Source organism: Ureibacillus manganicus DSM 26584, assembly GCF_000772945.1.
In the GTDB taxonomy this organism is placed as follows: domain Bacteria; phylum Bacillota; class Bacilli; order Bacillales_A; family Planococcaceae; genus Ureibacillus; species Ureibacillus manganicus.
This window is the reverse complement of sequence record NZ_JPVN01000017.1, coordinates 1-22,898: the sequence shown is the minus strand read 5'-3', so window position 1 is coordinate 22,898 and position 22,898 is coordinate 1. Positions and strand designations below refer to the sequence as shown.

Genomic DNA, 22,898 nt, shown 5'->3' with positions numbered 1-22,898 from the left:
AGGGGGAAATTTATGGTTACGAAGATAAACTCTAAAATAGAATCTAAAAATGAAGTGAAAAGTCCAATGAAAAAATTCAAATTTAGATTACCGAATGTCATTATTATGATGTTACTAATGATGTTAATAGCGTGTATATTAACTTATATTATTCCAGCAGGAAATTTTGAGTATTCTGAAGATGGCAAATTGATTCCTGGTACTTATCATAGTGTGGAAGGTACTCCTGTCAATCCAATTTATGCATTAACACTTATATTAGAAGGTGGAGTTAAAGCTAGTAATGTAATTATTACTATTCTTTTCATGGGTGGTTTACTAGGTGGGATATTCCAATTAGATTCGATCAATAAAATTATCAGTGCTTTAATTATGAGATTCGAAAATGCTGGACCTAATGTTCTTGTATTAGGTATGTTCTTATTAATGTCCTTCATAGGATTTTTCCTTGGCGGCGACATGATGATTGTATTTGTCACATTAGGGGTCATACTAACCCGTAAGTTAAAGTTAGATCCGATAACAGCATTAGCAGTTACATTTTTACCTCTATTTCTTGCATTTTCAGTTGCTCCAAATGGCGAAGCATATATTGCGCAACTATTTGCTGGTATTCCACTTTACTCAGGATATATTGGACGAACAATTATGTTTTTAATTTTCATGCCAATTACAGCAGCTTATGTCGTCCTATATGCTCGTAAAGTTTTAAAGGACCCTTCAAAAAGTGCAATGGGAAATACAGAATGGATCACAATGAATGGTCAAGAAGAAAGTGAAGTTAAAATTGATAAAGCACAGAAAGTTACTTGGCAAGACGTAGTCGTTATTGGAACTGTTATTATTTCTCCAATTATTTTAGCTTATGGAAATCTTGTTCTAAATTGGGCGGCACTTTATAATAACGGCGCAGTAATTACAGTATTCATGTTAGCATTTATAGTTGCTTTTGTTGTGAAAAGAAAATCATTAGATGAGATGGTTGGAGCTTTTACTAAGGGACTAAATGATATGGTTGTAGTTGCTGTTGTAATTGGTTTAGCAAGAACCGTAAGTATTATTCTAGAAAAAGGTAATATTTTGAGTACTGTTATTAACTTCATGACAAGTTCATTAGGAGACTTCTCACTTGGTATTACATCTATTTTTATTTTCTTAGTTGCACTTATATTCAACTTCTTAGTACCATCTGGATCTGGAATGAGTGGAGTGATGATGCCTATTTTACAACCCGTTGCAGATATGCTTGGAATGACTGATCAAGTATTAGTTACTTCAATACAATTTGGAGGAGGTTTAGGAAATTTAATCATTCCTACTCTTGGTGCTACTATGGGAGCGATAGCTATCGCAAGAGCAAACTTCGGTTCCTGGATTAAATTTATGATCCCTTTATTCATTATATGGATGGTTGTAGGTTCAATAATTCTCTACTACATTGCATCGATTGGATGGGTTGGGTTTTAATATTAGTGTTTTGTGATTCAGGGACAGAGGGACAGGCATAACCTGTCCCCCCTTTCCACCACTATTCTATCGCCAATTCATTAATAACCTCTTTCGTTACCTCAAGAAATTGTTCAGTTGGTAAGCTTTTTACACTATTTTTTAATGTCACTAAATTAAGTTTCGCACTAATTGTAGGATTCACTAACTTTACTAAAGGTGGCATCTTGTAATCTTTTAATTTTGTAAATAGTTCAGGTGCAAAAGCTATACCCAGCCCTTCTTTTACCATATTTAACATTGGGATTGTTTCGGTGCCCCAATAAATAATTTTTGGTGTATATCCATGAACTTGACAAGCTTCTAAAATAAAATCTGAAATTCCTAATCCCATGGTTGTATGAGGCATAAGGAAGTTTTCGTTTGATAGTTTATCTAAGCTAATCGTTTCATATTGAGCGTATGGATGATTGTGTGGTAAAGCTACATATAGATTTTCAGAAAGTAATGCTGTTGTATGTAAATCGTTTTCACTAAAAATATTTCTCATGATTCCAATATCCATTTTGTGTTGTCTGAGTTGATCTAAAATAAAAGCTGCATTTCCTTCTAATACACGTATTGTTATTTTTAAGTTTCGTTCATTTAGTCTTTTAACAACTTCAGGAATGATTGTTAAATTGGCAATGGTCGAACACCCTATTGTAACCTCCGATTGTTTCCCATTACTAAACTCTACGATTTCATTTTTCACTTGTTCGGTTGATAATAATAACTCTTTACCGCGCTTATATAATAGTTTACCTGTATCATTTACTATTACTTTTTTCCCCTTCCTTATAAATAAAGGTGTTCCTAATTCTTCTTCTAATTTCTTTAAGGCAATGCTTAAAGGAGGCTGGGTCATGTTTAGTGATAACGCAGCTTTAGATATCGATCCCTTTTCTATTACCTCAACAAAGTATCTCAAACGCTCTGAATCCATTTATCTCACCCCTTATATAAAAAATATATATTTAATAGTTATAATATATATTTTACATATTATACGGCAACATCTAGAATTTTCACCAGGGGGAATAATTAGAATTTTCACTCAAAATATTACTCGGAGGGGTTCAAATGAGATTTTTGAAATTAGTAAGCACCTTATTATTAATAGTTGTTCTAGCTGCGTGTTCAACTAGCGCTAGTAGTGGGAGTACTACAAACGGTAGCGATTACCCAAGTCGTACGATTAACATTACAATTCCATATGCTGCTGGAGGTAGTGGCGATTTACAAGCTCGTATTATTGCAGAATTTTTACAAAAAGAATTAAAGCAAACCGTAAATGTAATTTCTAAACCTGGTGGAGCTGGTTCAATTGGGATGAATGCAGTCAAATCATCTAAAGCTGATGGATACAATATTATTTTAACTGCTGTAGGACCTTCCACATTAACTCCAAATTCAAATGATGTTGGTTATACCGTAACAGAGGATTTCGAACAAATTGCTCAAATTTCAGAGGCACCTTATGGAATTGCTGTAAATGAAAGTTCTACTGTTAAATCTTTGGATGAGTTACTTGATCAAGCTAAAAATAACCCGAAATCAGTAACTTATGGAACTACTGGTGCCGGCCTTCACCAACATGTTGTAACTTCTGCATTCCTTGCTACTTTAGACGGTGTAGAGATGGAGCATATTCCATTTGAAGGTGGTGCTGAAGCTGTAAGTGCTCTATTAGGAAATCATACGACAGCATCTGTTAACACTGTTTCAGAAATTATTCCTCATAACGGGAATGGTTTAAGAATTTTAGCAGTTACATCTGAAGAAAGATTAGAAGATTTACCCGAAGTGCCTACTTTTGGGGAACTTGGCTTTGAATTAATCGGGAATGGTGCATGGTTCGGCTTTATGGCGCCAAAAGGAACACCAGAAGAAATTATTACTACATTAGATGAAGCAATTAAAAAAGCACTTGAAGATGAAGATGTTATTGCTCAATTTAAAAATGCAGGTTTACCAATACGTTATTTAAACTCTCAAGATTTTAAAACAAAAGTAGAACAAGAGAATGTTAAAAATGCAGAAGTCATTCAATCGCTTAAGTAAATAAGGAGCGTAGAACTATGAAAAAAGAAGTGATCGACCTAGGAGCAGGTACCCTGCTCTTCTCTTTGGCTACTATTGGATTTTTCTTCACTAGTCAAATAGATTCTAACCAACCATATGGACCATCATTTTTTCCTAAACTAATTCTAACATTATTAATGATTGCTTCCATTATTTTAGTTGTAAATACCATTTTTAAGTGGAAGGCAAGTAAAGATACATTCCAACTTGATAAAAATATACTATTAACAATTTTCATATTTACTGGAGTACTAATTGGATATGTTCTGCTATTCTTTGTTACTGGTTTTATCATCTCAACAATCGTATTTTTATTAGTAGCTCAGTTTATATTTGGAGTTAGGAAACCTGTTCTTTTAATCGGGGTTTCTGTGATTCTTCCTATTCTTTTATATCTCATATTCACAAAAGCTTTCAATATACCATTACCAGGATTTTTTGAGTAGGAGGGGAAATACATGTCCACAGAAGTAATTGAAGGTATTTTATATGCATTAGTACCTGCTGCTATTATTGCAAATTTACTCGGTGTAGCATTAGGTATTGTATTTGGATCACTTCCTGGTCTTACAGCAACAATGGGGATTGCCTTACTAATTCCTTTAACATTTGGTATTGACCCAGTAGTAGCATTCAGTGCCCTACTTGGTGTATACGTTGGAGCAGTTTATGCAGGTTCTTTAACTTCTATTTTAGTCGGCACTCCTGGAACAGCTGCGGCAGCGGCAGCACTTTTAGAAGGTCCTGCATTAACGAAAAAAGGAGAAGCAAAAAAGGCTTTAACTATGACAACAGTTGCTTCTGCTGTTGGTGGTTTACTCAGTTGTTTAGCGCTAATTTTAATTGCTCCACAACTTGCTAATGTAGCTTTAACATTTGGGCCACCTGAGTATTTTGCCCTTGGTTTATTTGGCATTTCAATTGTTGCAGGTGTTTCAGGTGATTCCCTTTTAAAGGGTCTTATTGCAGGGTTAATCGGTTTCTTTATTGCACTTATTGGAATGGATCCGATTACAGGGACAAACCGCTTTACTTTCGAAAATGCTAATCTATTAAATGGAATAGATGTCGTTCCAGCATTAATAGGATTATTTGCTATTTCAGAAGTACTAACAAGACTTGAAGGAAAATCTGAGCAGATGAAAGCAAGGCTAGCAGAAACGTCGATTGGTATGAAATTTACCGATTTAAAGAAAAATTGGTTTAACATTTTACGATCATCTGCAATTGGTACATTTATAGGAATTATTCCTGCTACAGGTTCTGGAGTGGCTTCATTTGTCGCATACAATGAATTAAAAAGAGCCTCAAATGAAGAAGATAAGAAGAAATTTGGAAAAGGAAATATCGACGGTATTGCAGCTACTGAATCAGCAAATAGTGCTGTAACAGGAGGTGCTCTGGTACCCCTACTAACTTTAGGAATTCCAGGGGATGTTATAACGGCTGTATTGTTAGGAGCTTTAATGATTCAAGGTCTAACACCTGGACCAACATTATTTACTACAAATGGTGATATTATTTATGGAATCTTTACAGCATTAATCATTTCGAATATTTTCCTACTCATTTTAGGTCTTGGTGCCGCTAAAGTGCTACCAAAAATTTTACAAATTCCCGAATCTATACTAATGCCTACGATCGTTGTCTTTTGTATTTTAGGTTCCTATTCTATTTCAAATTCAACATTTGATGTACTAATTATGTTAGTATTCGGTTTTTTAGGCTATTTACTATTGAAGTTTGGGATCCCATTAGCCCCTTTACTTCTTGCAATGATTTTAGCACCAATTATCGAAACAAACTTTAGACGATCAATGTTATTATCACAAAATGATTTCTCTATTTTCATCACAAGACCTATTTCAGCTGTTGTAATTATTGTTACTCTTTTCATTCTTGGGCGGATCCTCTGGAATGAAATGAAGAAAAAGAATCTAAAACAGCAGTCTATCGAAGGAGAATCATAATGAATGACAGCCTATTAAAAAAAGTTTATAACGACATTGAAAACAAATACGAAGATTCACTAAACCTTTTAGAAATTATCGTGAATATTGATAGTCCTACAGTCAATAAAGAAGGTGTAAACCTTGTCGGCCATGAAATTAGAAGAAAACTAGAGTCAGAAAATATAGATTATGAAATTTTAGAAAATGAGAATTACGGCAACCATATCATTGCAACTATTAAGGGGAAGAAAAAAGGTAAAATCTTACTAATGGGCCATAAAGATACTGCATTACCAGACGGAACAGCGAAAAATAGACCTTTCAAGATAACTGAAAATCACATTGCTGGACCTGGAGTATCAGACATGAAATCCGGTTTAGTCACAATGATTCAAGCAGCTAGTTCCCTTAAAAATTTAGCAGCAGATGAAATATGTGATATTCAATTGCTATTCACTCCAGATGAAGAATTGGGCTCACCTATTTCAAAGAGTGTAATTACTGAACTAGCTAAAGATGCTTCTTGCGTCTTCAATTTAGAACCTGGAAGACCAGACGGTTCAATAGTTACTGCACGTAAAGGATCAGCACATTTACGTATCGATATTGAAGGGAAAGCAGCTCATTCTGGCGCTTTTATCGAGAATGGAATAAGTGCCAATGATGAACTCGCACAAAAAATGATTCATATTAAGAAATTAATGAATATTGAAGATGGGATTACCATCAATTTTGGAAAACTAAATGGTGGGATTGGAAATAATGTTGTATCCCCTTGCGCTTATACAAGCATACATCTTGCTTTTTGGAAATTAGAAGATTATAAAAAAACGTATAAAGAGATTGAAGGAATAGTAAACACAAGTTATATAGAAGGAACGAAAAGCAAACTATCAGGTGACATTGGTATGCTTCCGATGGAAAAAAACGAAGGTGTTCTGAAGCTTTTGGAAATTGTAAAGAATGCTGCGAATTATTTAGACATTAATATTACGGAACAAACAACTAAAGGTGCTGCTGATGTTGGATTTACTGCCGCTTTAGGAATCCCTTCCATATGCGGAATGGGGCCAATTGGTGGAAATTGGCATGCAGAAAATGAATACATGGAGTTAAACTCATTAATTCCACGTACAAAATTACTGGCGAGCTCAATCTTATTGTTCTGTAAACAACTCTAATACGACCGTAAAGCACTATGCCAATTCGAACAATTGCATGGTGCTTTTTCAAGGGAGAAAGTAGGAATTACAATGGCAATTGGTATTGTTTTTCACTCCATTGCACTTATTACAATTATGATTATGATTGGGGCATTTATAACGAAACAAATAGAGTTTAACAATGATATAAGGAATATGTTTACGACTTTAATCGTGAACATAGCAATGCCCTGTATTATTCTTTCAAGTATATTTAAACTTGATATGACCAATGAGCTACTTTCCAATGCGTTCCTTGTCTTATTTCTATCTATTATTATTAATATATTAGGAATTATTATTGGTGGACTAATTGCTTCACGAGTATATCCCCAGTTAGATCGAACTCGTGAAATTGCTATTTTATCAGGCCTTGGGAATACCGGTTTCATCGGTATCCCCCTATGCGCAATTCTTCTAGGTCCCGAAGGTGCTCTTTATGCTGCAATGTTTGACGCAGGAGTAGATATCACTTTATGGACTGTAGGATCCTTAATTTTACAAAAAGAGAAAAAAGTAAATCTAAACACGCTAAAATCTCTTATTAACATACCTATGATTGCAATCGTATTCGGTTTAACATTTTCAATCATACAGATTAAACCTTATGTATTTTTCCTTGATTTGTTTAACCTGCTAGCTTCACTAGGTGCACCATTAGCGATGTTCTATATTGGAATGTTATTAATGAATCTTTATAAAGCGCGTGCTGTTAATTCGTTAGCGACCTACAAAAAAGCACTTTGGCTTCCGATTACAATTAAACTTATATTAGTACCTTTAATCGTATTAAGTATTGGGAATCTGTTGAGCCTAGATAATACAATATTCCAAACCGTGTTCGTACAATCCATGATGCCCTCTTTAACGTTAGCATCAATTCTTTTTTCAAAATTTTCATCAGATGATGAAATGGGTGCAGCAACGACAGCGATTTCAACAATTTTTGCAATGTTCACCATTCCATTAATGATATTAATTTTAAATATGATAAGCTTTTAGGGGTCACAGTACAGCTTTGTAGTCCTTTTCTAGCCGTTGAAAGTTCAGACGAGGGACCTTGTCCACTCGTCTCACCCTATCCCAAAAAATAAAACCTCCTAACATCCGATGTAATTTTGATAAACTTCATTCCCTAATCGATCTTCTAAAACTAAACAATTCAAATCCCACTAACAGAAAAAAAGCAGGTACCTAAAGAGGTACCCACCTTATTTTCACACATTAACACTGTCAAGTTGTTTAGTATGGGATTCTTCATCAACTTTTGTGTCGTTGATATTATCAGACCCTAACCCATCTTCTGTAGCTCCAACTACGACTGCTGCCGATGCGTCACCTATGACGTTAACTGAAGTTCTGAACATGTCTAGTACACGATCGATACCAGCTACAAGAGCGATTCCTTCTAATGGCATGTTTACTGATGCGAGTACCATGGCAAGCATAATGACCCCTGCTCCTGGGACCCCTGCTGCGCCGATGGATGCCAAAACAGCTGTTAACACAACGGTTAATAATTGTAAGAAGGTTAAGTCCATTCCATAAAATTGGGCAATGAAGACAACCGCTATCCCTTGATAAATGGCAGTTCCATCCATATTCAAAGTTGCTCCAAGTGGGAGAACAAAGCTGCTTATTTTTTTCGATACACCTAGATCCTGTGTGTTTTTCATAGTAACAGGTAAGGTTCCAGCACTACTACATGTACTGAAGGCAACAGTGGCTGCCGGAGCGATTCCTTTAAAGAATTTTAAAGGGCTCATCTTGGCAAATTTCTTAACTGCTAGTGAATAAATGAAGACAGCATGAATAATACAAGCTATGGCTACAGCTAGAATTACTTTTAATAGCGGCATTAATACATCTACCCCATATTGGCCAACTACTGGTGCGACCAATCCTAATACACCAATTGGTGCTACCCACATGACGATTCCCGTTATTTTATACATGACTTCTGCGAAACCTTCAAAGAATCGATAAACTGGTTGCGCCGGTTTCCCAACGAGTGAAATGGCAATCCCGATAAAGATCGCAAAGAATATAATTTGTAATACATTACCTGTAGCAAGTGCAGCGAAAGGATTATCTGGAATGATATTTAGTAAAGTAGCAATTACCCCACCAGTTTCATTCACTGTTGTTGCCTCTTCAGGTGCACTTATATTCAGACCCTTTCCTGGATTGATCAAAAAGGCAATAGCCAAACCGATGATGACTGCAATTGCACTAGTTATCAAGTAGTAACTAATTGTCTTTGCACCGATTCTCCCCAGGTTCCTCGGATCCCCTGTACTAGCTACCCCAACAACTAGTGATGCTAAAATTAATGGGGCGATAATGAATTTGATGAGACGTAAAAATAAATCCCCAAGTGGCTTTAATACTTCAATCGAAGGACCAAAAGCTATACCTAACACAACTGCAAGCACGAATGCAATAAAGATTTGAGCCAACAAATTTCCTTTTATCTTAAACATTTATTTCTCCCCTTTATTATTCTTTGGCATTGAACACAGATTAACTAACGTGTAATTTCGTATTACATTTTTTCTTGTGTCTGACAAAGGGGTATTTCTAAGATGTTTTAGAGTACTTTTGAACGTGTTGTTTTTCTAAAAATTCATCCACTATAAAAACGCTTACAAAAAAGTGCATGGCTATATCTTCTGTCAAAAAAAGAGATTCACCTTTCGTTATCCACTGTCCCAACAATTTCAAGACTTGCTCCTTGCCTAACTTAGAACCGCAATAGATTCTATTTCGATCAATACGTCTTTTGGTAAACGGCTCACTTCTACTGTAGATCTGGCAGGTTTATGATCCTTAAAAAAGCTGCTGTATTCTTCGTTTATAATTGGAAACTGAGCCATATCTTTTATGAAAATGGTCGTCTTCACTACTTGATCAATCGACAAATTTTCTTCGTGTAAAATGGCTTCTATATTTTGTAGAACTTGCCGGGTTTGCAGGACGATATCATTTTCTACTACTTGTCCAGTTTCAGGGTTTATTGGAATCTGGCCCGAAAGATAAAGCATATTGTTGACTTTGACTGCTTGTGAGTAAGGTCCGATTGCTTCCGGAGCTTTTTTAGTTGTGATGAATTCCATTTAATCACTCCTTTATTGAAAATTCTTTTTCTTCCCTTATTTTTTTCAGGTAGTTATAAATCGTAAATTTTGATACACCCAAGACTTCAGATAAGTACTCGACAGATCCTTTGATTAAAAATGCGCCTTTTTCCTCTAATTTACTGACACATTCAATCTTTTCTTCCATATCAAGCAAGGTTTGCGCTTTAGGAAAATCTTTTAATACAGAGTTCACCATGTCTTCCAATACTTCGTGTACAGAGGAATAGAAATTTTCGGTTTTTTGCTCGGATTTATTAAACTTTAGTAGTTCCTCAATTTCTCCGCTGATCTGAATCAATAAACTAATATCATAGTTAATGCAAAGAGCCCCAATTACATGGTTTGATGAATCTCTTAAAAAGATGGTAGAAGATTTCAGCACACTTCCTGTCTTCAAAATCGTCTCATAGTTGGTGATGTCTGCTATCTCGAGATCATCTTTTTTCAATTCTTGTAATACAAGGTTTGTGATGGGTGCTCCCTTTTTACGATTTGTAAGGTTCCCTTTAAGATAAAAAAGAGATTCCTCCAGATTACTAAAATCATGTACCGCTACCTCACACCGCTGGCCAAACATGGCGACAAGTGTGTCTGCTGTACGACAAGCTTGATCGAAAATGGTTTCATGTTCTTTTTTCACTTAACCAAATCCTTATGGTCTTCATAAATTGATGCTTCCTTCTCAAGCATTGGTACTTCTACTTTCACTGTATCTGGGTATTTGATGCCTGCCCCCGTATTCAATGCAACTACTGTTTCTCCTTCTTTAATCCATCCGCTTTCTCTTAATCTACGAATTGCTACAAACGTAGAAGCTCCCTCTGGGCAAATAAAAGCACCTTCTAATCGAGAAATCTTTTCTTGTTCCTCGACCATAGATTGGTCGTCAATCGCGATTGCACAGCCATCTGTTTGATAGATGGCATCTAAAACTAAAAAGTCCCCTAATGCCTTAGGAACATTAATGCCAAAAGCTAGTGTACTAGAGTCTTGCCAAAACTCGGACTCAGTCTTTTTCTCTTCCCAAGCTTTTACGATTGGTGCACAATTCGATGCTTGTACTGCTACCAATCTAGGCAATTTTCCTTCCACCCAACCCAAAGACTTTAATTCTTTCAAAGCCTTATAGATTCCGATTAATCCTACTCCCCCACCTGTCGGATACAAAATAACATCAGGCATCTTCCAACCCATTTGTTCGGCAATTTCTAGTCCCATCGTTTTCTTGCCTTCGATTCGGTAAGGTTCCTTCAATGTCGATGCATCGTATAGATTGTTATCCTTTACGGCTTTCGCTACAATTTTTCCTGCATCGCTGATCAATCCATTAACCAGATAGAGTTTTGCACCTGATGAAGCTACCTCATTCCTAGTGATTACCGGCGCATCCACTGGCATGACAATCGTTGAGTTGATACCCGCTCTTGCTGCATAAAGAGCCCACGCTGCACCTGCATTCCCATTGGTCGGCATCGCCAGTTCTTTTACACCTATTTCCTTTGCTTTTGAGACCCCAACTGCTGCTCCTCTAGCTTTAAAAGTACCAGTCGGAACAAGCCCTTCATCTTTCATAAAGAGATTTTCCACGGACATGTCCTTTCCTAGTGTCGGCATTGAAATAAGAGGTGTCATGCCTTCACCGAGTGAAACGACATTATTGGAATCTTCAACTGGCAATAACTCATGATATCTCCATAACGAAGGCTCCCTAGTTAGTAAATCTTCTCGTTTTAAATTTTCTTTTATTTGATCCCAATGATAGTCAACCAACAATGGGGATCCGCAAGAACACAACTGGTGTTGTTCTTTGGTGTCGTACGTCTTTTCACACTTCGGGCAAAACAGATGAGAAACAAAACTGTATTTCATTACTATCTACTCCCTTCAATTTAATTACAACTTTACCAATCCATAACTTCAATTGCAAGAAAATTTTAAATATTCAAATAAAATTTTAATTGGGTATTGTATTGTTTAAATGAAATGTTTACGATTAATTAGAAAGCATACATAATTGGAACTTTTATGCACTTAAGGCATTAGAAATCTAAAAAATTAGGAGATGGCTGTATGAATTTACGAAATAAAGCAATGGTAGTTACTCGCTTCATCCCTGGCTTAGTAGTTTGTTTTGTTGTCATGATGTTGGGGGTTTATGGTGCAGGGCTTATCGGAGATTTGCTCTTATTAATAGGGGTTTTGTCAGAAGGTAGTAGCAGTCCAATCTCAGGAATCTTCGTCGCAATACTATTGGGGATTTTGATACGTAATACAGTTGGACTCCCGGATCTATTCACTAAAGGAATCAGTTTCGCCGTAAAATATGCGTTACGTGCCGGAATCATTTTACTCGGTTTACGATTGAGTTTAACGGAAGCACTTAAACTGGGGGCATGGGGACTTCCTCTCATTATCTCTTGCATTTCAGTTGGATTGATAGTCACTCTTTATTTCACAAATAAAATGAACCAATCGGCTCGCCTGGGGGCATTAATTGCGAATGGTACTGGGATTTGCGGTGTGACTGCAATTATGGCTACAGCACCGGTTATTAAGGCGGAGGAAAATGAAATTTCATATGCCGTTGCCAATATTACCATTTTTGGTTTAGTGGGAATGCTTTTTTATCCATATCTAGCAAACTTCTTTTTTGCTGATGACCCGATTAAGGCTGGATTATTTTTAGGAACGGCCATTCATGATACAGCACAAGTAACTGGGGCAGCATTAATGTATGACCAAATGTTTCATTCGGAAAAAGTCGTAGAAGTAGCGACCATTACCAAACTTACGAGAAATTTATTTATTATTGCCGTTATCCCAATTGTCGCTTACTTCTTCTATCGAGGGAAGCGTAGTAATGGGAAAGAACAGAGCGTAAACCTTCCAAAATGGTACAAACTGTTCCCTCTTTTCATACTTGGCTTCTTGTTCTTATCATTAATCCGGACGATTGGGGATGCAACCTTATCATCGACAGGAATGGCTTTTAATCTGTTTGAACCATCTGCTTGGAAGGACTTCTATAGTTTCTGGAGTACATTTGGATCCACCTATCTGCTCGGGCTAGCAATGGCGGGCGTGGGTCTATCAACGAATCTAAAAATCTTTAAAGGAATGGGCATTAAACCATTTTACATCGGTTTAATCGCTTCCCTTTCTGTCGGAGTCGTCAGTTTGCTGCTCATTTCTATTTTTGGGGATTTGATTGTTTTGTAGGGATTGTTATAATGGGACGAAGGTACATTGGGGACAGGCACACTGTCCCATCGTTTATAATAATTGCCTTTAATATAGATTTTTTTAAAAATTGCTAGGTGCCTGTCTCTTCTAACCAGTTAAATCAGTTGCGGATTTGTTTTCACTTCACTCTTTCTAACTCAGATCTTTTCCCATTTCCCTTACGCTTGATCTTTTCTTCTGTGATTTTTTTACTAGTTTAACCTCTATAGGGAATCCTGAGTTTACTCTTGGCGGATTCAAAAATTGATTTAGTTTTTGTTCAAATATCTTATAATCATTTTTCTGTTTCGGTGTTAAAAACTGAACATAATTTGTTAATGCAAGATTTTTTAATATTTCTTGCATATGCTTTAGATTTGAATTATGGATTTCAGAATGACTACTTTTATCATAACTTACTAGCAATCTATGCTTATAGAGAATTGTTTTCACAATTTCATAGTTTTGTGGGTTTGATTGAATTATTTCTTCAAGACATTCATTAGCAGAATTAATAGTTGCTATATCTTTAAACACAGTTTCATTCGTCGCTCTTTTAATGTACCCCAATGTTTTTGTTTTGAATTCATTATTCAAATATCTATCAAAAATATTATCTTTTAATCCTTCATTGATTTTTGATTCATTTATATCAGTTAATCCATGTATTCCTACACCAGCCTCTTTTGCTTTTGCAACCTTTTCAGGTTCAACTCTTGCAACACGTTCATACTTTTTAATTGTTGGCACAGTAACACCACAGGCTTTAGCAACTTCTTTGATATCATAATTTTCGTTTTCCATTAATTTTCTTATCATTTTTTCTAAATCAAATGCGGATCTCTTTTCAGAATGCAATTCCAATCTGAGTCTCTTAATAATTCTCCCCTCTTCAGAAGATCTTGCGTCCACCGTACAGTTAACTTCTTCCTCATTTAAAAATATTAATGCATAATATCGACGATAACCATCAACGAGAACATATTGATTTACACCTACTTCTTCAACAATTAACGGTACTTGTAATCCATTCTCTTTAATGTCATCTGCAAGACTGATATCCTTTTCGTTTTTTCTAAAAGTTGTCTCAGGTTCTATTTGACTAAGTTTTATCTTCTTAATGTGTTTACCTATGACAATTCACCCATTTCCCTTTTTGATAAAAGGTATTCAGTAATGGGATTGTCCAATTACAAAGAGAAAATTTATTTGGAATTTACATAATTTATTATTACTAACAATTTCAAGTGATATTTAGTACTACGCCATATAATAAATATGTAAATAGTCTTAGGAGGGATATGATAAATGATTAGTTAAGTTTTATAAGAATAAGTAAATGAATACTATGCATGTTACAATTTTTGTAATTTCAATCTACTATCCACTCTACTTATTAGTTTATAATAAATATAAATAGAAAGTAAGATACCCAAAATGGAGGATGTAAAATGACATGTATAGCCTGTAATAATTTAGATTCAATATCAAGCTGCTTACAACGTGATGGAAGAAATTCACTTTGTTTAAGTTGTTGCGAAAATATTCGATCTTGGGATTTATGTGATACCAATTGTGAATATTTCCCCAAAGAGGTATCTCATGCACCATTAGTTAAAGGCTTTGAACTAACACGCGTTTACGATGGACATACTCATACGTTTGTTGAGGACATGTTTTTACCTAATATCTTCAGTCAATTATATTGCGAAATCTCATTTTGTAATGTGAATGTATTTGACCCAAATCATATTGAGGTGGACCTTATTTTTAAAATAAAAGAAATTACAAAAGTAAATAATGAGGAATATTTAAAAGATGATTGGAAAATTGCTGAAAATGGAGAGCATTTAAGAGGACTTGTTCCTATTCTGCAAATCTATACTTTTGAACATGGCTCAACAAGTGTTGTTCCAAATTCGTTCAGCATCGATAACCATCCTTTTATGAAGCAAGAGATGACGTCCTATCATTATAAAACTTGGCAGCCATTTTCATATGCTAAAAAAGATTATATTAAAGTTAAAGAAAAACAAGAGTTTCAAGAGGATATAATTGTAGGAAGAGTAATTGAAGGAGAAGGTTTTTTTGGCAAGAACGATACTTTATGGACAGAACTACTTTTAGATAAAGAATATAAAATTTCATTAGATATTAGTTATAATAACCTAATAATAGATAAGAAAAATCAGCAGATTAAAATTCCATTTGGATTATATTTTCCATTTAATTATGTAAATTATTTGGATTATTCACTAGTTGTTTCAGATGATTTAAATCTAGAAAAAGAATCTAAGTATTCAATGATTATTCCAAATAAAATCAGAGATGAACAACTATTTGCATTACCATTGGAAGGGAATATGAACACTATCGAAGGTGGTGGATATGTTCAAGATTGATTCTATATTAGAAATACCTAATAATTTTTATTACGATAGATACTGTGTTTTCCATCACAATATTACATTAAAAGTGGAAAATGGATTTACAGTAAATTCTAAAGTATCTAAGTTTCCATTATTAACCGGACTTTACAATTCCATGAAAAGACTTTATGAAGGTAAATATGCACCTGCACAAGTAAGTTTAATAAATTCATCGGATAGAATCAGAAAGGTAAAATTAGTATCAAAAATACATGGACTTTCTAAAAAATTTGAAATAAACGTAAATATAAGACCTCATGAATATAAGTCCCTACCTATCCTTCCCTTCTTAGATGAAAAAAAGATATTAGAAATAAATGAAATAACAACAAAAAACTTAGAAATAAATATTTATGAAAATAATAAAAGAATATATTCAGAAACAACTGAAATAGTAGTACATCCAGTTGAAAGTTTCATTTACCATTTTCAAGATCAGGGATCCTCATTTAAGACCTATCTTTTCCAATTGTTAGCATGTTACTGTACACCTCACACGAGAGAGATTGAGAAAATAATATCAGAAGCATCTAAATCAGTAGGAAGAATTTTGGGTACATTATCTAATAATTTTAACAAAATGATCAACGAATTAGAAGCTATATACAATGTTTTATCTAAAGATATGACATACGTAACTAGATCTTTTAATTTCTCATTAGACAACAAAAATGACGGTCAAAGAATAAGTTTACCTAGCACTACACTTGAATTAAAATCAGGCAATTGTATAGATTTGTCATTATTACTGGCAAGTGCCTATGAATCCTGTAAACACGAAGTAGAATTAGTGTTAATTCCAGGTCATGCTTTTTTAGCGGTTAAGTTAACAGGAATGTGGGTATATATTGAAGCTACTTGTCTAGGAAACAGTAGTTTCAAGAAAGCACTTGAAATAGGCACTTCACAATTTGACAAATACTTTAACAATCATAACGAACCTAAAACTAGTGGTGCAAGAATGGTTTCCTTAAGGCTTGCAAGGGAAAATGGGATTCTTCCATTTGAGTAAATAATATATTTAATAAGATGGTAGGTCTTTCAAGGAATTAAAGTATACCTATTTAAAATTTATAATTTTAAGGGACAGTGGTTCATGTGTCCCCAAAGAACGGGTTTCCTTTTTTATATTTATTGTTTCACAAATTTAATTTGATTAAACTTTTTAAAAAATAGCGGGACATTGTAGCTGTCCGAGATCACTGAAAAAGTCCACATTACTGGAATGGAATTCCTGGAATATGGTAATGCAATTATAATTCTCCAACAACTACATCACTTTTCATGTTTAATTCTAATAATTCATCAACTTAGTTCCATCGACATAAACTTCGTTACTTACTTGGACTGTTGTGAGAATTCGTTCTTCTGTTGTCATCTTATATTCTGTCTTGTAGCCAGAAAAATGTGAAGTTTTACCATGAGCTCGGGCTCTTTTGCTGGTACCATAATATTTACTGTAATTTTTCTCAAATTCTTTATTAATAAAGCTTAAATCTAAACAGCATTGGTGAATGAATGAGGTAGGATGATAGTAATCTTTCTAGCACATGAAGGAAACAGTTTCAACGCAATTGTTGTCAAACTTAATTTGGATGGATTCTTGTGACGTTAAGAGGTGAGCTATTGTTATATCCTTTATGCCTATCTACTTTCAGTAATTGTAATAAATATGGCGGATCGAAGTACCTGTCCCCTATTCCCTTGGTACAGTGTCCTATTGAATTTAAAAGTGGGACGAGGTATGATGTGATCCCCCGTCCCGTGTAGGGATTGTTAGATAACATACTGTGATGGTATTTGTGCAAACGGATTCGTAAGTTAATAGAGAAAGAATAAAAGGAATACTGCTGAAGAAAAATTATGCGAAGTGACTGGATCACTTGGCGCCTTTATATGTTTTTAATTTTTCCTGACATAATGGCGCGTTTCGAAGAAGACCCACACATCAAAGGTTCGGAATTACTTTTCTTGTTGTTTTGTCCATTTTCGTCAGGAATCCCTCATCCTCCAATCCCAACCTTGACTTTTCCCCTATGAATCTATAAGATATAACAGAAACACATACACCCATGCTTATATGGGAGAGGTTCATAGCTGATACCCTCTATAAAAAACTATGGAAACATGACGATCCATGCCATGTCCATAATTGGACGTGGCATTTTATGTTTTTATCATATGTTTTATAGATCAATGAAAAGAGCCTCTTCTTAAAAAGTGTTGGGAAACACATTTTTAGGAGGTTTTTTTATGTCTGGCAGAAGCCATGAAGACGGTTTAAAAGATTTAACATTACTAGGAAATCAAGGTACAAATTACGCTTTTAATTACTCACCTGAGGTATTGGAGTCCGTAGATAATCTACATTCAAATCGTGATTATTTCGTAAAGTTCAATTGTCCAGAGTTTACGAGTTTATGTCCCTTAACCAATCAACCGGATTTCGCAACGATGTATATATCGTACATACCGGATAAAAAAATTGTGGAAAGTAAATCGTTAAAGCTCTATTTATTTAGCTTTAGAAATCACGGTGATTTTCATGAAGACTGTGTAAATATCATCATGAACGATTTAATTAAATTATTAGACCCAAGATACATAGAAGTATGGGGGAAATTTACTCCGCGCGGTGGAATTTCAATTGACCCATGGTGTAACTACGGAAGACCAGGAACAAAATATGAAGAAATCGCGAATTACCGTTTAATGAACCATGATTTAAACCCAGAAAAGATAGACAATCGTTAAAGTTCAATCATTTAATAGAAGAAATTTAGCTTTATAACTAAGGAGTTTTCACATGAGAATTTTATTTTATTTACTATCCATCGTCATTGCTAATGTGGTAACGGCTAAATTTGCCCCGTTACAACTTGGCTTATTTATTGTCCCAATGGGAACGTTGTTAATCGGAGCAACCTTCATCTTTAGGGATCTTGTACAGAATAAATACGGACGTACAAAGACATATCTGTTTATTCTTACAGCGTTAATCTTATCCGCATTAGTTTCGTTTATGTTAGGTGATACATTATTAGTAGTGGTTGCATCTGCAATCTCATTTGTGGTTTCAGAAACAGCGGATACAGAGATTTACTCACGTTTAAAACTTCCGATGGCATGGAGAGTTTTCTATAGTGGAATAGTTGGAGGACTCTTAGATTCAGTTTTATTCGTCGTAATAGGTTTAAGTCCTCTGGGCGCAAATGTTCTACCTTGGGAAGCCATCCCAGCTGCTATTACTGGGCAAGTAATTGTTAAGACTTCCATCCAGCTGCTTGGTGCATTAGTGTTGAAACAAGTATTCATTAATGAAGAAAAGCGCTCTACGTTTGCATAATAGAAGTGGGACGAGGGAACAGGCATGTCCCCTCGTCCTTCCTTTTATGCATATCTAATTTCAGTAATGCAAAAAATAATGGGACGAGGTACCTGTCTCCCTCGTCCCGGCTGATTAATTACTGTTCCTAATAATAGTATTAGCTCTTTTCGAATCAATGTTTAAGTCAATGATTGTCAAGATTGATGGGTTATTGATATCTTGTAAAATGACATAAAAATGATCTTGTCGAAAATCAGGAGCATATTGTGTATTTGCTGTAAATTGGATTCGGTTACGACCAACCGCTTGAGCAAACACACCATTTGCTGTACTGCCAAAATAAGCACCTGCATTATCCCATCCAGACGATACAGAAATCAGAATTCGGTCATCCCCGCCAATTGGTGTTGGGTTAGTTAAAAATACATTTGCATCTCCTCTTCCATCACCTGCAAGTCTCAATTTCACATTTGTATAAGTTGACATATTCAAATGACTACTTGTAATTACTAGAATATCTTCAGCCTGCGAATCACTCCATTCATATGTGACAAGTGGCGTTAAGGATTTTAATCCGGATGATTCGCTAATGGACGTTGCATTTCCAACATAATCGAGTATTGCTCCTGCAACCGGTCTTATCTCTATTTTGTCACCTTGCACTTTCGCACCAGTATAAATTAGGTGCACCCTTACTTCCGTTTCTCCTCCTACAAGCGGGCTTACACCATCTATGGCTGTTATATGTGATACAGTGACAATTAGTGGGTTGAAATCTCCACCAATTTTATTCAATACAGCATTAAAGTCAGCAGCTTCTAGTGGGCCAAGTGCATTCTTATCTCCACCATAAACTGGTTCAGAAAATTTAAGGTCAACATAATCATCAGCCATAACAGAACTACTTTGCATAAGTGGTGTCACTGTATCCACGTCAACAGTCCCAATTCCCGATAGACTTTCTGTGTTTATAGTTTGCGAATTACCAGCTATATCAGTCATTTTAAATTCGAGACTCACCGTACCGTTTACTAAGCCTTGTTCACTTATAGTAATGTTAATTCCATAAGTGGTTGGGTTATTATCTCCCAAATCATCCACAACAGCTTTGCTTATTGTAGTACCACCTATTTTCCCAACAACATCAGAAATTGTAACACTTTCATTAGCCGTCACCAAAAGTGTGACTACATCGTTAATTCCAGCTTTTGTTGGTACGAATCCACTTGTTGTTGTTAAGTTTGCTGAAACTACTATTGGCGCTGTATGATCAATTTTAAAGAATGCCATTGTTTCGCGGTTTAGTGGATCAATTACCCTTAATACATATTCGCCTTCATCCGAAATCTCTGTTCCGGAAACGAAATCTTGTTCTTCTCCACCATTAAAGCTAAGTTTTGCCGTAGTTTCAGTGAAAGTTGGAATTGCTCTTTGATAACTCATTCCATTTTCAACACCATGGATAATTGGAACAGTTCTATCAATAACGAAATTAGCAACTGTTTTATTACCTGCTAAGTCAGAAACTTCTAGTACATATACACCATCATCTATAACAAGATGATTAGTTTCGATTACATCAAACGCTCCGTTATCTTTGCTTAACTTAGCAGTACCTTCATTAAATAGAATCGTCAATTCTTTGTCAGTGTATGTTTGATCCAGTTTAAAGATCGTCTCATTTTGTTTACCCGTAATTTCAGGTGGAACATTATCAATAGTAAAGCTAACGGTTGTTTTGTGTCCTACTGCATCAGTTACTTCAAGGGTATACTGGCCGTTTTCTGTTATCTTGGTACCTGATACAAAATCTTTGCCAGTTCCACCATCTTTCGTTAAGATAGCCGTTCCTTCATTGAAGGCTGGAGCTACACTTTGATAATGCTTGCCATCTTCTACTTCTGTGATGATTGGTGCAGTTTTATCGATAGTAAATTTGAAGGTCGTAACATTTCCTGCTTCATCGGTTACTTCTAACGTATATTTCCCATCTTCAACAACAGGTGTTCCTGATAAAAATGAATCAAATTCACTGTCATTTTTGGAAATTCGTCCTGTTCCTTCATTAAAGGTTGGGATGAACTGACTATTTCGGATTTCTCCATTGTCTAAACCACTAATCACTGGCGGTATATTATCTACAGTAAACTGCACACTCGATTTATTGCCAGCTGCATCTGTAACTTCTAGCATATATAGGCCGTTTTCTATCAGCCTAGTGCCAGATACATATTTTTCACCTGTTCCACCATCTATCGTTAAGATAGCTGTTCCTTCATTAAAGACTGGGGCTGCACTTTGATAATGCTTGCCATCTTCTACTTCCGTGATAATTGGTGCAGTTTTATCGATTGTAAATCGGACAATTTTAACATTTCCTGCTTCATCTTTTACTTCTAGTGTATATTGACCTTCTTGATCAACAACTGTTCCTGATGTATAAGATTCAAACGCTCCTCCATTTTTGGAAATTCGTCCTGTTCCTTCATTAAAGGTTGGGATGAACTGACTATTTCGGATTTCTCCATTGTCTAAACCATTAATCACTGGCGGTATATTATCTACAGTAAACTGCACCCTCGATTTATTGCCAGCTGCATCTGTAACTTCTAGCGTGTATAGGCTGTTTTCAATCAACCTAGTGCCAGATACAAATTTACTGCCTGGTTCACCATCCTTAGTTAAGATAGCTGTGCCTTCATTAAAAGCTGGGGCTACGCTTTGATAATGCTTGCCTTCTTCAACTTCTATGATAATTGGTGCAGTTTTGTCGATCGTAAATTGAACGGTTGTTTTGTTACCTGCTAGGTCTTCTACTTCTAACTTATAATGACCTTCATCACTTACAGTGGAGCCTGAAATAAACTCTTTGAATTCACCATCATCCTTAGAAATCCGTCCTGTTCCTTCATTAAACGTCGGAGTATATTGGGAATTTCGGATTTCTCCATCTACTACACCACTAATCTCCGGCGCTTGATTATCGACAGTAAACTGCACGCTCGTTTTGTTGCCTGCTGCATCAGTTACTTCAAGAGTATATCGGCCGTTTTCTGTTAGCTCAGTGCCAGATACAAATGCAGTACCTACTCCACCATCTTTCGTTAAGATAGCTGTTCCTTCATTAAAGGCTGGAGCTACGCTTTGATAATGTTTACTATCTTCCACATTTGTGATGATTGGCGCAGTTTTGTCGATTGTAAATTGAACAGTTGTGGCATTTCCTGCTTCATCTATCACTTCTAACGTATATTGACCTTCATCACTTACAGTAGAGCCTGAAATAAACTCCTTGAATTCATCGCCGTTTTTTGAAATTCGTCCAGTTCCTTCATTAAACGTCGGAGTAAATTGGGAATTTCGGATTTCTTCATTTACTACACCACTAATCACTGGGGCTTGATTATCTACAGTAAACCGAACGCTCGTTTTATTTCCTGCAGCATCTGTAACTTCTAGCGTATATATTCCATTTTCTGTTATCTCGGTACCTGAAACAAAATCAGTACCTGTTCCACCATCCTTCGTTAAGATGGCTGTTCCTTCATTGAAGGTTGGGGCTACGCTTTGATAATGTTTACCTTCTTCTACATTTGTGATAATTGGTGCAGTTTTGTCGATTGTAAATTGGACGGTTGTTTTGTTTCCTGCTTCATCTGTTACTTCTAACATATATTGACCTTCATCACTTACATTAGAGCCTGAAATAAACTCTTTAAATTCACCGCCGTTTAATGAAAGTACTCCTGTACCTTCATTAAACGTAGGAGTAAATTGAGAATTTCGGATCTCCCCATCTATTACACCATTAATAACAGGGGCTTGATTATCAACTGTAAACTGCACGCTCGTTTTATTGCCTGCTGCATCTGTTACTTCTAGTGTATATTGGCCGTTTTCTGTTAGCTCAGTACCTGTTACAAATTCACTCCCTGTTCCACCATCCTTCGTTAATAAAGCTGTTCCTTCATTAAATGCTGGTGCAACGCTTTGATAATGCTTGCCTTCTTCAACCTCTGTGATGATTGGCGCAGTTTTGTCGATCGTAAATTGGA

The 22,898-nt window shown here is 35.6% G+C and carries 18 protein-coding genes, 1 pseudogene and 1 riboswitch; of the genes and pseudogenes, 11 read left to right on the top strand and 8 right to left on the bottom strand.

The genetic code is table 11. The features are described from left to right. Positions 1-12: 12 nt before the first annotated feature. On the top strand, positions 13-1,467 hold the full coding sequence (locus CD29_RS13685) for a Na+/H+ antiporter NhaC family protein (protein ID WP_036187955.1): 1,455 nt from the start codon (positions 13-15) through the stop codon (positions 1,465-1,467). Between the two features lie 61 nt (positions 1,468-1,528). On the opposite strand, the gene CD29_RS13680 is transcribed toward CD29_RS13685, so the two are convergent. Beyond that, positions 1,529-2,431 carry a LysR family transcriptional regulator gene (locus CD29_RS13680; protein WP_036187952.1) on the bottom strand — a complete coding sequence of 301 codons (903 nt, stop codon included), beginning with the start codon at positions 2,429-2,431 and terminating at the stop codon, positions 1,529-1,531. A gap of 137 nt (positions 2,432-2,568) precedes the next feature. Here CD29_RS13680 and CD29_RS13675 point away from each other — a divergent pair, with 137 nt between their 5' ends. The 5 genes from CD29_RS13675 (at position 2,569) to CD29_RS13655 (ending at position 7,726) form a co-directional block, all read left to right on the top strand. After that, complete coding sequence (locus CD29_RS13675; RefSeq protein WP_036187949.1) at positions 2,569-3,549, top strand: tripartite tricarboxylate transporter substrate binding protein; 981 nt, start codon at positions 2,569-2,571, stop codon at positions 3,547-3,549. A gap of 17 nt (positions 3,550-3,566) precedes the next feature. After that, positions 3,567-4,016, top strand: coding sequence for a tripartite tricarboxylate transporter TctB family protein (locus CD29_RS13670; protein ID WP_036187946.1), 450 nt, complete (start codon positions 3,567-3,569; stop codon positions 4,014-4,016). Positions 4,017-4,028: 12 nt separating this feature from the next. Further along, positions 4,029-5,540 (top strand): tripartite tricarboxylate transporter permease, encoded by a 1,512-nt coding sequence (locus tag CD29_RS13665; RefSeq protein WP_036187943.1) that lies wholly within the window; start codon positions 4,029-4,031, stop codon positions 5,538-5,540. After that, positions 5,540-6,703, top strand: a complete 1,164-nt coding sequence (locus CD29_RS13660; RefSeq protein ID WP_036187940.1) for a M20 family metallopeptidase — start codon at positions 5,540-5,542, stop codon at positions 6,701-6,703. The genes CD29_RS13665 and CD29_RS13660 overlap by 1 nt, the downstream gene beginning before the upstream one ends. A 72-nt stretch (positions 6,704-6,775) precedes the next feature. Beyond that, positions 6,776-7,726 (top strand): AEC family transporter, encoded by a 951-nt coding sequence (locus CD29_RS13655; protein WP_036187937.1) that lies wholly within the window; start codon positions 6,776-6,778, stop codon positions 7,724-7,726. Between the two features lie 215 nt (positions 7,727-7,941). Here the strand turns inward: CD29_RS13655 and CD29_RS13650 are convergent, their stop codons facing one another. The 4 genes from CD29_RS13650 to CD29_RS13635 all read right to left on the bottom strand — a co-directional run bounded on the left by CD29_RS13650 (position 7,942) and on the right by CD29_RS13635 (position 11,733). Then, a complete protein-coding gene (locus CD29_RS13650) occupies positions 7,942-9,207 on the bottom strand; it encodes a dicarboxylate/amino acid:cation symporter (RefSeq protein ID WP_052124166.1) in 1,266 nt (421 codons plus the stop codon). A gap of 255 nt (positions 9,208-9,462) precedes the next feature. Continuing rightward, entirely contained in the window at positions 9,463-9,840 is a 378-nt protein-coding gene (locus CD29_RS13645) for a RidA family protein (RefSeq protein WP_036187934.1), read from the bottom strand. 4 nt (positions 9,841-9,844) lie between these two features. After that, positions 9,845-10,504 (bottom strand): helix-turn-helix transcriptional regulator, encoded by a 660-nt coding sequence (locus tag CD29_RS13640; protein WP_036187931.1) that lies wholly within the window; start codon positions 10,502-10,504, stop codon positions 9,845-9,847. Continuing rightward, the gene (locus CD29_RS13635; RefSeq protein WP_036187928.1) at positions 10,501-11,733 is read right to left on the bottom strand and encodes a threonine synthase; all 1,233 of its coding nucleotides are present in this window, start codon (positions 11,731-11,733) and stop codon (positions 10,501-10,503) included. The genes CD29_RS13640 and CD29_RS13635 overlap by 4 nt, the downstream gene beginning before the upstream one ends. A gap of 201 nt (positions 11,734-11,934) precedes the next feature. On the opposite strand from CD29_RS13635, the gene CD29_RS13630 reads away from it, so the two are divergent. Further along, the gene (locus CD29_RS13630) at positions 11,935-13,083 is read left to right on the top strand and encodes a YeiH family protein (protein ID WP_036187925.1); all 1,149 of its coding nucleotides are present in this window, start codon (positions 11,935-11,937) and stop codon (positions 13,081-13,083) included. A gap of 156 nt (positions 13,084-13,239) precedes the next feature. Here the strand turns inward: CD29_RS13630 and CD29_RS13625 are convergent, their stop codons facing one another. Together CD29_RS13625 and CD29_RS20955 are read right to left on the bottom strand one after the other, a co-directional pair. Further along, positions 13,240-13,998 (bottom strand): helix-turn-helix domain-containing protein, encoded by a 759-nt coding sequence (locus CD29_RS13625; RefSeq protein ID WP_140422911.1) that lies wholly within the window; start codon positions 13,996-13,998, stop codon positions 13,240-13,242. 12 nt (positions 13,999-14,010) lie between these two features. After that, a pseudogene (locus CD29_RS20955) lies at positions 14,011-14,199 on the bottom strand (ParB/Srx family N-terminal domain-containing protein); the annotation flags it as partial. A gap of 338 nt (positions 14,200-14,537) precedes the next feature. Here CD29_RS20955 and CD29_RS13620 point away from each other — a divergent pair. The 4 genes from CD29_RS13620 to CD29_RS13605 all read left to right on the top strand — a co-directional run bounded on the left by CD29_RS13620 (position 14,538) and on the right by CD29_RS13605 (position 18,861). Then, positions 14,538-15,488, top strand: a complete 951-nt coding sequence (locus tag CD29_RS13620; RefSeq protein WP_036187919.1) for a hypothetical protein — start codon at positions 14,538-14,540, stop codon at positions 15,486-15,488. Further along, complete coding sequence (locus CD29_RS13615; RefSeq protein ID WP_036187914.1) at positions 15,475-16,527, top strand: hypothetical protein; 1,053 nt, start codon at positions 15,475-15,477, stop codon at positions 16,525-16,527. Before CD29_RS13620 ends, CD29_RS13615 begins: the two co-directional genes overlap by 14 nt. A gap of 1,068 nt (positions 16,528-17,595) precedes the next feature. Beyond that, positions 17,596-17,642, top strand: a riboswitch (PreQ1 riboswitch). 126 nt (positions 17,643-17,768) lie between these two features. After that, positions 17,769-18,269 (top strand): preQ(1) synthase, encoded by a 501-nt coding sequence (queF, locus tag CD29_RS13610; protein WP_036187911.1) that lies wholly within the window; start codon positions 17,769-17,771, stop codon positions 18,267-18,269. A gap of 52 nt (positions 18,270-18,321) precedes the next feature. After that, on the top strand, positions 18,322-18,861 hold the full coding sequence (locus CD29_RS13605) for a VUT family protein (RefSeq protein ID WP_036187908.1): 540 nt from the start codon (positions 18,322-18,324) through the stop codon (positions 18,859-18,861). A gap of 114 nt (positions 18,862-18,975) precedes the next feature. On the opposite strand, the gene CD29_RS13600 is transcribed toward CD29_RS13605, so the two are convergent. Beyond that, the coding region (locus CD29_RS13600; RefSeq protein ID WP_036187905.1) for an Ig-like domain repeat protein at positions 18,976-22,898 on the bottom strand (3,923 nt) is incomplete at its 5' end.